The following is a 12,592-nucleotide window of genomic DNA, read 5'->3' as shown; positions in this document are numbered from 1 at the left end:
CGTGACGCGAGCCCAGCCTCGATGTCTGCTTTCGAGAACAGCGTCAGCCCGCTTCTATGGCGTAGTTGGGTCGGCATCCGCCGGTCCGCTCTACGACCGGGTTGGGTGGTTTGCCGCCCGTCTGCTTTCGTAAGTCAAGTTTGAAAATTCGGACGTCTGCTCAGGCCGCGAACCTTACAAGGCTGACGTTATTGAGCGGCGGCGCCATCAGTCCGGGAGCAGAAAGAGCTTGGAAAGCACCCTCTGACCTAACTGATCCGCTGTGGACGGCTATGGCAAAGCAATCCTTGACCTAGAACATTCCATTATTGGCGACCGCGAACGAGATCTACTCCCGTCTTGGCCGCAGGGCCGTCGAAGCGCTGGCCGAAGCATCTCACAAGATGCGCATCGATTATCGTCTATTCTTTCGGTTTCTACGGGTCTTTATCGGCGTTCTGATGACGGGGAAGATGGCGTCCGCTTTAAACTCATAAAATCAAATCAGTTAGAAAATTAAAATCCGATTTAAAAATGGAAATACCTTTATTTAAATAAAGCACTTTTTATTTGTCGAAAGATGCAACCAAATATATAGTCAAGCTGCCGATCGATAAGCGGCCAAGCCACCAAAAAGCTGCAACGATAGTCCTTTCTACTGACGAGGACTGCGATTGGGCACCGATTCGGGTCGATGCTGGCGCTTGGGCGCAAATGGCGTCGGATGTGGGGACACAATGCAAAACCTCAAGACGATTCTCCTCTATTCTTCGGCCCTGCTAGCCATCGGAGGGGGCGCACGCGCCGCGGATCTTCCAGTCAAAAAGGCAGTCCCTGTCGAATATGTCCGCGTCTGCACCGCCTACGGCGCGGGATTTTTCTACATTCCTGGCAGCGACACCTGTATCCGCCTCTCGGGGCGCGCACGGTACGACTACCTGTATCAGGCCAGCAAGGTCCGCACAGGAAGCGGTGGCGACGTGTCTGGCTATGTCGGCCTCCTCCGATTGAACCTCGATGCGCGCACGCAAACTGATTACGGCACCTTGCGCGCGTTCCTGCGCCTCGACGTCGCCTCCCGCAGCGGCCCATTCGTCACCTCGGCCTCCCGCCAGCGCGAGGGGCAGGCCTTCCCAGGCCTCGGCGCGGACGCCTTCGGCCGGACGCAGGATTTCGTAAATGCCGACAAGGCTTTTATCCAGTTCGCCGGCCTCACTGCCGGTCGCGCATCGTCCTTCTTCGACTTCTACGCCCACGACTTCGAGTTGATCGGCGGCACCGCTGGTTCGGACAATTACAGCACCAACCTGCTTGCCTACTCGGCGGTGCTCGGCAACGGCATCACCCTGACGGCTTCGATGGAAGATCCGACCTTTCGACGCTTCCCGATCTTCGGCACCGGCGCCGCCGCTGGGGCCTTCACGGCGGCGGGCGGATTTGCAGGCTATAGCAACGCCTTCAACCCTTTTACGCCGTCCACGTTCCTCGCCCCGATCATCGTGGGGCCGGGCACCGTCGCCTTCGTGGACGTTACGCAGAAGAGCCGCCTTCCTGACTTCGTCGGCGTCGCTCGAATCGATCAGCCCTGGGGGTCGGCGCAGCTGTCGGCAGCCGTGCACGAGATCAACGCCGGCGACGCCGCCAGCACGGTCGCGGGTGTCGCGACCGCCACGGCAGGGCTCGGCATCGCTCCGACAGGCCGCGCATCCAGCGACTACGGGTTCGCGGTGCAGGGCGCCGTGAAGGTCAATCTACCCTTCATCGCTCCGGGCGACACCTTCTACCTTCAAGGCGCCTATGGCCAGGGCGCCATGAGCTACACAGGCATCTCCAACTACACGGCGCCGTACGATGCCCTCGCTGCCGCCCCTGTGAGTGGAGGATCGTTCCTGCAATACTACTCCGATGCTGTATTGAACCCATCGACGGGCAAGCTAGAACTCTCGACTTCGTTCTCCACCGTCGCCTCGTTGCTGCATTACTGGTCGCCAACTTGGCGCTCCGCAGTTTTCGGGAGCTACGCGCAGATCGACTACAACACGCGGGGCCGCAACGCACTCGGCGCCCTCGGTTTCGGTTTCGCGCCAAGCGGAGCTAATGCGGCAAATGCTTTCGCCTTCGCCACGAGCCCCGTCCTGCGCGGAAACAACCAGATCGTCACGGGCGCTAGCCTAATCTGGACCCCGGTAAAGGACCTGGATATCGGCGTCGAGGGCGAATACATACGAACCGCCCTTAACAGCGGCGTGACCCCCGACATCTCCAAGAGCTCCCTGCGCTACATCAGTTCGCAGGATGCGGCCCAGGTCCGCTTCCGTATTCAGCGCGATTTCTGAGCCTGTTCCGTCAACGCGGATACCGTCTCGGCGCGTAATAGAGCCGCACGACTATCGACCAGGGCGTTTTCCTTGATCCATGGAGAACGTAAGACATCCTGGTTTCGCTCTTCCTCCGCAGGATCGACAAAGCCCGGTCAACTGGCCGGGCTTTGCTGTTTGCACATCGATAAATTGGTATTCAAATGATAAAACTTATTTTCATTGACTGATACTGTAGTTTTGCTACAAGTATCATAGTTCTTCGGCGATCCAGTGCACAGCCGGCAGAACAGACGCTTAGTTTCAGAGCCGACAGGCCCAGGTACCGGGCCGATCGACTCTGAACAAAAGCTTCAGACCCTTCGACTCAGCCGACCGGGAAACCGGTCGGCTTTTTCTTTGGCGCTAAAGTGGACTTAAAGTTTCGTTTCAAATTCAAATCCAGCGTTCAAGACGAAAACTTTATTACTTGATAAAACGTTGAATTTACACAGCGTCGGATGCACTATGATGGAATGTCGCCAGCGAGCGACGCCATCGATACGAGAATTGACCATGAAAACGTTCGTTCTGGCCTGCTCTCTTGGTGCCATCCTGATGTCCGGCGCTGCTTATGCGGCGGACACGCAGCAGCCCATCGACCCGAAACTCATCATCCGCACCAGCGGCGATGGCCTCGACGCCGACGCCTACGCACAGGGCAACGACCGTTCCGGCGGCATGTGGCGGAACGCAATAGGAGCGAGCGGCTCGCTCGCGGCGCAGCGCCCGGTCATTGTCGGATCAGTCCCGACGGACCGTCAATGGAGCCACCTGCGGTCGCGCCAGCGTCGGGCCTACAGCGACGCTTACTGAAACCGCAGGGCTTGGCCCCGGCACCAGTGTAGAGCATTTTTCATGGTCCTCGGATCATGGGAAATGCTCTATCTCTTTGTGATGCCGCATTGTCTTTCGTTGAACCGGCAATCGCTCTGATGGAAGGTGCTTCAAGCGCTCTGGGCTCGGATGACAGCGGGGGATCCTGCCGCCGTGACCGCAGGCTTCCACACCAAGGTGGCGTGGGTGCCACCCGCATCGCTCGCGATGTCGAACGCGGCGCTGTGCAACCGGGCGATGGAATCGACGAGGCTGAGCCCGATGCCAAAGCCGCTCTTGCCTGTCCTCAACGCCCCGCGCCGGTACCTCTCCCGCACCGCACCGAGTTCATCGACCGGGATGCCGCAGCCCGTATCGTCGATGCGGATGCCCGGAGGATCGCGCACCAGCGCGACCTTTACCTCGCCACCGGCAGGGGTAAACTTCAGGGCGTTGTCGATCAGGTTGCTCACCGCCTCAAAGATCAGGCTGCGGTCGCCCTCCACGGAACAGGGCTCTTCGGGCTGCTCCCAGCGGAGCTCGATATCCCGTTCCAGGGCTAGGGGCTCGTAGTACTCGATCGCATCCTCCAGCAGGAGGGCGAGGTCGAGGTCCGTGAAGCCCGAGCGGCGCATGCGGTCTTCCATCTCCGAAATACGCAGTAGTGCTGAGAAGCGGATGACGATGTCCTTCACCTCCGCGAGAACGTCCTCGTTGCAAGTGCGGAACGCTTCGACGTTGTCGGCCTTGCGGAGCGACCGCTCCAAAATGCCCACCACTCGCGTCAGCGGGGTCCGCAGGTCGTGAGCGATGTTCTCATTGACGCCCTTGATTTCCAACATTAGCCGCTCGAGCTGATCGAGCATGTCGTTAACGACGCCGGTCAGGTGCGCGAGGTCCGCAGAGACGCCCCGCGTCGGCAGGCGCTCGCTTAGGTCACCCCGCATGATGCGTTCGACAGCTTTGGTGATGGCGTCGTTCTGGCGAAGCGATCCGGCGCCGAAGATCACTGCTCCGACGAGGCCGATGACGATGGTGGCTGCCATGCCCCAGACGAAGGTTTCGACGAGGGCTTTCTCGAGGGCTTCCAGATCCTTGGCCGAGCGACTTACGAGGACGTATTCGCCGCTCTCAAGGCGGCTCAACTGGCTGAACAGGGTGCGCGACCCGTGCTCCGCCGGCTGCGTCAGTACGAATGGGCGGCCGACCGGGGCCGTTTCAGGAAACGGGATCGGTGCCCCTACGCGGCGAGCGTGGTCGGGTCCGAACAGCACGAGGGGGCGGCCGCCTTCGGCGAAATCCTCCGAGGCGTCGATACGATCGCGCAGGGCGTGGGGCGCGAGGCTCAGGAGATGCTTCGACTCCCACCCGACCCACTCGAACGCAGCCTTGCGGCCGTAGCTGCGGGTGTCGAGATAGAGGAAGCCCGAGAGTGCGAGGGAGGCAGTTCCGAACGTCGCGAAGAACAGGCACGCGACCCGGAACCCGCTTGTGCGGCGGACTTCAAGCAGCCGCACGGAGGATGAACCCCGTATTGCGGACGGTGTGGATGCGCGGGTTCAGCCCGTCGGGATCAAGCTTCTTGCGGATCTTGCCGACATGGACGTCGATGACGCTCGACTGGTGGTTGAAGCTGTAGCCCCAAACTGACTCGAAGATCATTTTGCGGCTCACCAGCACGCCCGCGTTCTGCATCAAGAACTCGATGATCGCGAACTCTTTCGGTAGAAGCTCAATCTCCCGACCTGCGCAGTGGAGCACACGCTCGATCAAGTCGAGTTGTAGGTCGCCGACGACGAGTTCGCTCACCGCCTCGGCGGCCATTTTGCGCCGGGCAAGGGCATCGACCCGCGCGGTCAGCTCGATGAACTCGAAGGGCTTGGCGAGGTAGTCGTCGCCCCCGGCACGCAGCCCGTCCACGCGCTCGTTGACGGCCGAGAGCGCGCTAAGGATCAGGACCGGGGTCGAAACCTTGGCGGCGCGCAGCTTGGTAAGCAGGGCGAGGCCGTCGATCTCCGGCAGCATCCGGTCGAGGACGATGACATCGAAGTCACCATCCATCGCCTTGCGTAGACCGATCGATCCGTTCATGGCCTCATCCACCCGAAAACCGTGTTCGGTCAGTGCCAATCCGATTTCGGCAGCAACGCGCTGATCATCCTCAACCACAAGAACGTTGGCCATCCTTTTATCCTTTTTATTATGGATACGCTGAGCCCGTTTCGGGCTCGGCGCTTCGGCTGGGACGCTGGAGTTATGCTCTTCGCGGTCGGTGTCAAATGGCGCGTTATCAGGCGGCGGAGCGTGCGTCATATCGTCGGCAAAGCTTGTCGCATAGGCGCTGTCGTTGGCCATTTCGTCACTCCGCGCTTGCCTGCACGGAGAGCTTGGCAACGGGTTCCCCTGAAGAGACGCTGCCCTTCGGGACGATGCGGCTGCCGTCGCGCAGGTCGGCTGGGGGGTTGAGGACGACGGTGTCGCCGCCCTTCAGGCCGGAACGCAGCTCAAGGGTCGTACCCAGATCACGCGAGATCGTGATCGGATGAAGCTTCACCGTATCGTCGGGCTGGACCACGGCGACCTGGGTTCCAGCGGCATCGAAGATGAGTGCCTCGGACGGGATCTGCAGGCCGGGATGGGCGCGGGGCACGGCGAAGGTCACGTTCACATAGAGCCCCGGCCGCAGCGCCCCGTCCGGGTTCGCTACGTCGACCTCGGTGTCGAGGGTCCGCACCGACGAGCGCAGGGCCACGGAGCTGCGCGAGACGGTGCCCTCGAAACTCCGCTCCGGCATCTGAGCCACCTGAACCGTCGCTCGGACACCGTCGCGGATGTGGACCGCCGCCGATTGCGGCACCTGGACGGACACGCGTAGCACGTCCGTGCTTTCGATGGAGAAGAGTGACGCGCCGCTGCCAAGATCGGCATGGACGAGGTCGCCGACATCGACCATGCGCGCCACGACGATGCCGTCGAATGGCGCGGTCACGTTCTCGAAAGTGGTGAGCGTGCGCAGCCGGTCTACGGTCGCCTGTTGGGCAGTGATGTTCGCCTCGGCCACCTTCACCTTCGCATCGGCGGCGGTCAGGGCGGCCGTGGCGGTGAGCATCTGCGCCCGGGTCTGGTCGGCAGTCTGCTTCGAGGCCCAGCCCTGGCCGGCGAGCGTCGACGTCCGGGCGTCGGTGGCGTTGGCGAGGGTGACGTTGGCCTTGGCCTGCTCCACGTCGGCATGGGCGACGGCGAGCTGGGCCTGAAGCTGGCCGAGCTGTGCCTCGGCCTGGCTTTTCTGCTGGTCGAGGTCGGGGGCGGCGATGCGCACGAGGAGGTCGCCCTTCTTGACCCGGGAGCCGATATCGACCCGGCGTTCGGCGATGTAGCCAGTGGCACGGGCAAAAATGTCGGCGTGGTCGAAAGCCTCGGTCTGTCCCGGCAGTGTCAGCCTCATCGGCTCGTCGTCCTCGACGGCCGAAACCGTGCGGACGGTCGGTACGAAGCTGATGACGTCCTCCTGCGTCTCCAACGACGTGCGGTAGGTCTGCCAATGGTGCCAGCCGCCCAGGCCGAGGGCGCTGCCGAGCGCCAGAAGCGCGATCACGAACGGGCGCTTGCGCGGCGGGGGAAGGTGCGCATGAGTCAGGGCCTCGCCTAGCAGGTCCTGCCGCAGAGGATCGATCTCGACCGCATGGGCATGCGCCCGCTCCGCGGCGTCGTTCCCAGCGTCGTCGGATTCGATGAACGGGCTCATCAATAGTCCTCAAGGGGCTTGATCGGGTTGCGGCGGAGAAGCGTGTAGAGGAGCGGTACGAAGAGCAGCGTGGAGAGCGTGCCCATGCCGATGCCGCCCATGACGGCGCGGGCCAGCGCCGCGTTCTGTTCCGAGCCCTCGCCCGAGCCGATCGCCATCGGGATCAGGCCGAGGAACATGGCCGAGGCGGTCATCAGCACCGGTCGCAGCCGGGTGTTGCCGGCCATCAGCGCGGCCTCGGGGGCCGAGCAGCCCGTGGCCTCACGGTGCTCCTTGGCGAAGGTGACGAGCAGGATCGAGTTCGCGCTCGCCACGCCCACCGACATGATCGCCCCGAACAGGGCCGGGATGGAGAAGGTCGTGCCGGTAACGAACAGGCTCATCACGATGCCGCAGAAGGCGAGCGGCAGCGCAGCGATGACTACGAAGGGATCGACCCAAGTCTGGTAGTTGAGGACGAGCAGCAGGTAGACCGCCATCAGCGCGATCCCGAGTCCGACCTCGATATGGGCGAAGGCGCCCTCCATGCTCTCGATCTGACCACGCACACGGATCTTGTCGGGGGCGGGCAACGTCGCCTGCTCCTCCGCGACGATCTTTTCGACCGCGCTGCGCACGCTTCCGAGGTCGGCATCTTGCACGTTGGCGAGGATGTCGAAGGTCGGCTGGGTGTTGACGTGGTTGATCACCGTCTGCTCTGGCTGCCGCTGCATCGTGGCGATATTCGAGAGCAGGATCGGGATGCCCGGCTGGCCGTCTCCGGTGCCGTGGACCGAGACTGGCGTATTCATCAGCCGGGCGATGTCTCCGTTGCGCCATTCTGGGGTCTGCACCCACAGCTGGTACGGCGTGCCGGATTTCGGATCGGCCCAGAAGTTAGGGCTGACCTGAAAGGAGCCGGAAAGGGAGACGTTTAGGTTCTGGGCGATGATCTGCTCGCTCACCCCCATCTCCGAGGCGAGCCGGCGATCAACGTTTACGTACATCTGCGGCGCATCGACGATCTGGTGCAGGTGGACGTCCACCGCCCCCCGCACCGCCGCGACCCGGCGCACGAGCGCGCGGGCGACGGCGAGGTCCTTCGCGTCGTGCCGACCGGAGACCTGCACGTCGATCTGCGCCACGGTGCCGAAGTTCAGGATCTGCGTGATGATGTCGGCGGGCTGGAAATAGAAGACATCCGAAGGAAACGCCCGACGCAGCACCTTCCGCAAACGCCGCTCGTAGAACGAGATCGGCTTGTGCTCACCCTTGAGATTAATGAGCATCTGTCCGTCGTTATAGGCGACGAAGGATGCGTCCATGAACGCGTAATTGTAGTTCGACGCCGGCAGGCCGATATTGTCGAGCATGAGGCCAAGCTCGTCCTTCGGGACGACCTGCCGGACGATGTCCTCCACCTGCGCGAAGGTCTTCTCCGCCTCCTCAATCCGCATTCCCGGCCGGGTGCGGATGTGCAGCGTCATCTGGCTCGACTCGATCTGCGGAAAGTAGTCCTGCCCGATGAAGGGGAAGAGCCCCGCCGTCACTGCGAAGACACAGGCTGCCCCGGCAAGCGCCCGCTTCGGATGGCGGATTACCGCACCGAGCAACCCGACATAGCCAGCGTGGAATCGTGCGAAGCCGCGCTCGAAGGCCTCGCGGAATGCCAAGGCGACACGCAGTGGAAAGCGCAGCAGCCACGCAAGCGGCGCCAGGAGGCGTGACAGGAGCGAGCGGCGGCGCGGGCCGACTTCCAGCGCAGGAGCCGCCCCACCATGATGTCTTGCATATTCCGGCGCGACGAGGACGTCGATCAGGATCGCCACAAGGGTGCGTGAGAGCAGGTAGGAGGTGAGCATCGCGAAGACGACCGCCTCGGCCTGTGGCACGAACAGGTAGCGGGGGGCGCCCGTCAGGAAGAACACCGCCGAGAAGGCCGAGCAGATAGCCAGTGTCGAGATCAGCGCCGGCTTGGCGATACCCGCCACGCCTTCCAGCACCGAGCGGCGGAAGGGATAGCCCTCCTCGAACATCCGGTAAGTGTTCTCGATGGCCACCGTGGCGTCGTCCACGAGGATGCCGACGGCCAACGCGAGGCCGCCGAGCGTCATGACGTTGATGGTCTGGCCAAGCGCCACCAGCACCGACAGAGAGGTGAGAATGCAGAGCGGGATCGAGACGAGGACCACGAGTGTCGATCGCCACGAGCCCAGGAACAGGAGGATGGCGAGTCCCGTGAGCCCGGCGGCGATCACCGCCTCGCGTACGACATCGCCGATGGCGTCGGAAACGAAGACCGATTGATCGAAGAGCGGCGTGATCGACAGGCCCTTGGGCGAGGCCGCGCGGATGTCCGGCAGGGCCGCCTTCACGGCGTTGACCACGTCCAGCGTCGAGGCCGAGCCGTTCTTCAGCACCTGCAACAGCACGGAATGCTCGCCATCGGCGCGGACGATGTTGGTCTGCGGCGGCGAGCCGTCGCGGACATGGGCGACGTCGCGCAGGAGCACCGGCTGATCGTTCACGACCTTGATCGGGATGCGGTTAAGCTGATCGACGAGCTGGGGGCTCGAATTGAGCCGCACGGTGTATTGCTGGCGACCGATCTTCGCGAGTCCCGAGGGGACGACGAGGTTCTGCTTGAGGACCGCGCTGGTGACGTCGAGCGGCGTCATGCCCACGGCGCGGAGCTCGGCGAGGTCGAGATCGACCATCACCTGGCGCGGGGCGCCGCCATAGGGCGACGGCAAGGTCGAGCCTGGCACCTGGGCGAGGCGCTGGCGGGTGCGGTACTGGGCGTAATCGAACACTTTGGTCAGCGGCAGCGTGCCCGAGGACAACGCAAGCTGGATCACCGGCACTGAGGAGGCCGAGAAGCGCATGATCACCGGCGGCTGCACGCCCGGCGGCATCCGCGAGCGGATGGCGTTCATGGCGGAATCGACCTGCGTCATGGCGAGGTCGATGCTTACGGCGGAATCGAAATAGATCCGCTCGGTCACGGTCCCCTGGATGGACGTCGACTCGATTCGCTTGATGTTGTTCACGTTGCTCGACAGCGAGAACTCACTGTAGTTCGTGATGCGCTGAACCATGTCGGTGGCGTCGAGACCGCTATAGGTCCACACCACGACAACGACGGGAATGTCGACCGAGGGCAGCACGTCCTTCGGCGCTACGGCGATTGCGCCGACGCCGCCCAACGCCATCAAAATCGCCAAAACGTAGAAGCTCTTGCGGAATTTCAGGGCGAACCGAACAAGATTCATCGATAAATCGGGCTTCCCGGCACAACCCACCATGCGGCCAGCGCCTGAAGCGCGCTCGGACGAACAGAGGAAAGGCGCTATTTGGAGGTCTGAGCGAAGCGAAGTAAGTCCACCGCTAGATAGAGCTAGACGAAAGGTCTTACGAATGAATTCGCGATTGATTTTTTAAAAATATTTTGAAACAGAAAATCGCCACTCAGCATTTAAAAGGTGGGAAGCAACTAGCCCGTGAGGCGAAGGGACCGCTCAAACGTAGAAGATCTAAAAATTTAATTTATAAATAAAAATTAAAAGCAGCTATTTTACTTCAGAGATCAAATGTTTATTCGATTGCCTGATCAGAGTTTGTTAGACACCATTCTCCGTCGCCGCCGGCTTGGCAGGCTTGCGCGTTCGGAGTTCCCGATGTCGAGACAGCCCATCCGCGTCCTCGCGGCTCTGGCGATCCTTTCGCCATGGGCCACTTCTGCTCTGGCCCGGAACGAACAGCCAGCGGGCGGTGCTTTCATGAGCAGTTACACGAGCGATCCATATTTCGATCCGCGCTCCCGCTATTCGCAGGAACATTCCCTGGGCGACATTGGCGGTCAGCCGATGCTGACGGAGCCCAACGGCGAGAGGCCCCCCTGCGCCCTGTTCGATCAGGCCTGCGAGCAGGCCTTCGAACGGAACCGGCGGCACGCCTATCCTTGAAGGCTAGTAGCCCGTCCGAGTAACGGGTTTGCGGATCGAGATCGGGGTTGAGATCAAGGCGAGCCAGCCTGCGTCATGCTCAGCGCCCGACCTTGGCCAGCTTCAGAAGGTTGTGGGCGGTGGAGATCATCGCCCATTCGCCGCGGACCTGATCGAGCCCGCGTAGCAGGAACTGTCGGAGGCCCCGGGCTTGCTTGATCTGCCCGAACACCGGCTCGACGACCTGCTTCCTGAGGCGGTAGCGGCTCCGGCGGCCAGCCCGTTTCAACCGCTCGGCCATCGCACGCATCAGGGGAGTCTTCGTCAGCTTTTGACGACCTGCGGCATCCGCCGCTCCGTGGCGCGCCCGCCCTGAAGCAAGATAGGCGGTGATCCGCCGCTGCTTCAGCGCTGCCAGGTTCGCCTCGTTGGCAAAGCCTGCATCGCCCGAGACCTCGCACGGCTTGCGCCCGAGATGAGCGCGGATGTCGTCGATGAGCGGCACAAGGGCACGGGCGTCGGCGGCGTTCGTCACGAGGTGGTGCGCCACGATGATCTGATGCGCGGCATCGACGGCGATCTGCCCGTTGTAGCCCTGCACGAACCCGTCGCAGGTCGGCAGGATCCGGCTGTCCGGGTCGGTAAAGTTGCGCTGCGCTCGGTCCGGCGGACCGCCGTCCTCACCACGTAGGGGTCGACCCTGCCAGCGCATGCCCGAGGACGCACCCGGCCCGCTCTCGTCCTCCGGGGTGGGCGGATCGACCGCTTCCGCTTCCAGCGCAGCCTTGGCGGCGCGGATCGTCTCCAGCCGCTGCTGCTTGTCGGCCCTCCAGTCCGGCGTCTCGTCGCCCCGTCGGTTCGCGCCCTCCGCCGCATCCTCGGCCGCGTCCGCCTCGTGCGCTTGCTCCAGCCAGACGTCGACTTCGTCGGCCAGCGCCGGCTCTGCCGTCTTCATACGTCCGTAGCTCATCGTCTTGTGGCGGGATGCGTTGGCCTTCACCTTGGTCCCGTCCACCGCCACGTCGGCGAACTGGACCAGAGCAGCCGCGCGGCACTGGCGCAGCACCTGCACGAAAAGGTCCGACAGGGCCACGAGGTGACGCTTGCGGAAGTCGGCGATGGTGCGGAAGTCCGGCCGGTTCAGCCCGGTCACCGTCATGACGTCGACCCGTTCCTCGCAGGCCCGGGCGAGCTGACGCGACGAGTACAGGCCGCGGCTGTAGCCGTAGAGCAGAAGCGCCACCATCATTCCCGGGCGGTAGGGCGGGTAGCCGCGCTCCTCGCTGTAGGTATCGAGGATGGCCGAGAGGTCGAGCGCCTTCCGCACCGTGTCGCGAACGAAGTTCGCCAGGTGCCCGGGCGGCACGAACTCGTGCAGCGAGGGCGGCAGCAACCAGCCCTGATCCACATCCCAGGAGTGAAACACCTTGGCCATGAGCCGAATGCATCACCCTCTGACCTCGCCGTCGAGAGCATTACTCTGACGGGCTCCTAACTGTTCTGTCCCGAGGTACGGAGAAAGACGCAGCATGGCCATGTCCGAGGGTGTCCATACCATTCTCAATGCGACACACGTTTGAAAACGGCAAAAATCGTTATTTTATAAACCCTTATACTTCCCATGAAATGTTCCTCAGGGGGTAGGGGGTTCCCACCACTGGAGGACGATTACCGCAGGTAATCAGGGGTTACCTTCTGAGGTGAGGGTTCCTCAAGCGCGCCCTGGCGCGAGGGCAAGCCCTCGCTGGGACGCGAGAAGTATGGGGCTTTCC

The 12,592-nt window shown here is 62.8% G+C and carries 8 protein-coding genes; 3 read left to right on the top strand and 5 right to left on the bottom strand.

Annotated elements, in window-relative coordinates:
• Positions 1 to 716: 716 nt before the first annotated feature.
• Together MKK64_RS05375 and MKK64_RS05370 are read left to right on the top strand one after the other, a co-directional pair.
• Positions 717 to 2,315 carry a porin gene (locus MKK64_RS05375; protein WP_238272947.1) on the top strand — a complete coding sequence of 533 codons (1,599 nt, stop codon included), beginning with the start codon at positions 717 to 719 and terminating at the stop codon, positions 2,313 to 2,315.
• 537 nt (positions 2,316 to 2,852) lie between these two features.
• Positions 2,853 to 3,152: a hypothetical protein gene (locus MKK64_RS05370; protein ID WP_238272948.1), complete on the top strand. Its 300-nt coding sequence runs from the start codon at positions 2,853 to 2,855 to the stop codon at positions 3,150 to 3,152.
• Positions 3,153 to 3,283: 131 nt separating this feature from the next.
• On the opposite strand, the gene MKK64_RS05365 is transcribed toward MKK64_RS05370, so the two are convergent.
• The 4 genes from MKK64_RS05365 to MKK64_RS05350 all read right to left on the bottom strand — a co-directional run bounded on the left by MKK64_RS05365 (position 3,284) and on the right by MKK64_RS05350 (position 10,148).
• Positions 3,284 to 4,669, bottom strand: a complete 1,386-nt coding sequence (locus tag MKK64_RS05365) for a sensor histidine kinase (protein ID WP_238272949.1) — start codon at positions 4,667 to 4,669, stop codon at positions 3,284 to 3,286.
• Positions 4,656 to 5,336, bottom strand: a complete 681-nt coding sequence (locus MKK64_RS05360; RefSeq protein WP_238272980.1) for a response regulator transcription factor — start codon at positions 5,334 to 5,336, stop codon at positions 4,656 to 4,658. The genes MKK64_RS05365 and MKK64_RS05360 overlap by 14 nt, the downstream gene beginning before the upstream one ends.
• A gap of 175 nt (positions 5,337 to 5,511) precedes the next feature.
• Complete coding sequence (locus tag MKK64_RS05355; protein ID WP_243932551.1) at positions 5,512 to 6,897, bottom strand: efflux RND transporter periplasmic adaptor subunit; 1,386 nt, start codon at positions 6,895 to 6,897, stop codon at positions 5,512 to 5,514.
• The gene (locus MKK64_RS05350; RefSeq protein WP_243932556.1) at positions 6,897 to 10,148 is read right to left on the bottom strand and encodes an efflux RND transporter permease subunit; all 3,252 of its coding nucleotides are present in this window, start codon (positions 10,146 to 10,148) and stop codon (positions 6,897 to 6,899) included. Before MKK64_RS05350 ends, MKK64_RS05355 begins: the two co-directional genes overlap by 1 nt.
• 507 nt (positions 10,149 to 10,655) lie before the next feature.
• On the opposite strand from MKK64_RS05350, the gene MKK64_RS05345 reads away from it, so the two are divergent.
• Positions 10,656 to 10,841 (top strand): hypothetical protein, encoded by a 186-nt coding sequence (locus tag MKK64_RS05345; protein WP_238272951.1) that lies wholly within the window; start codon positions 10,656 to 10,658, stop codon positions 10,839 to 10,841.
• 79 nt (positions 10,842 to 10,920) lie between these two features.
• On the opposite strand, the gene MKK64_RS05340 is transcribed toward MKK64_RS05345, so the two are convergent.
• A complete protein-coding gene (locus MKK64_RS05340; RefSeq protein WP_243932550.1) occupies positions 10,921 to 12,255 on the bottom strand; it encodes an IS1182 family transposase in 1,335 nt (444 codons plus the stop codon).
• Between the last annotated feature and the right edge of the window lie 337 nt (positions 12,256 to 12,592).

The sequence above is a fragment of the Methylobacterium sp. E-025 genome (assembly GCF_022829705.1).
Taxonomy (GTDB): domain Bacteria; phylum Pseudomonadota; class Alphaproteobacteria; order Rhizobiales; family Beijerinckiaceae; genus Methylobacterium.
This window is presented reverse-complemented; position numbering and strand designations above follow the sequence as displayed.

Coding starts and splice junctions, on each gene's coding strand:
- MKK64_RS05370 (WP_238272948.1), top strand. CDS start 2,853: ATGAAAACGTTCGTTCTGGCCTGCTCTCTTGGTGCCATCCTGATGTCC.
- MKK64_RS05340 (WP_243932550.1), bottom strand. CDS start 12,255: ATGGCCAAGGTGTTTCACTCCTGGGATGTGGATCAGGGCTGGTTGCTG.
- MKK64_RS05345 (WP_238272951.1), top strand. CDS start 10,656: ATGAGCAGTTACACGAGCGATCCATATTTCGATCCGCGCTCCCGCTAT.
- MKK64_RS05355 (WP_243932551.1), bottom strand. CDS start 6,897: ATGAGCCCGTTCATCGAATCCGACGACGCTGGGAACGACGCCGCGGAG.
- MKK64_RS05350 (WP_243932556.1), bottom strand. CDS start 10,148: ATGAATCTTGTTCGGTTCGCCCTGAAATTCCGCAAGAGCTTCTACGTT.
- MKK64_RS05375 (WP_238272947.1), top strand. CDS start 717: ATGCAAAACCTCAAGACGATTCTCCTCTATTCTTCGGCCCTGCTAGCC.
- MKK64_RS05360 (WP_238272980.1), bottom strand. CDS start 5,336: ATGGCCAACGTTCTTGTGGTTGAGGATGATCAGCGCGTTGCTGCCGAA.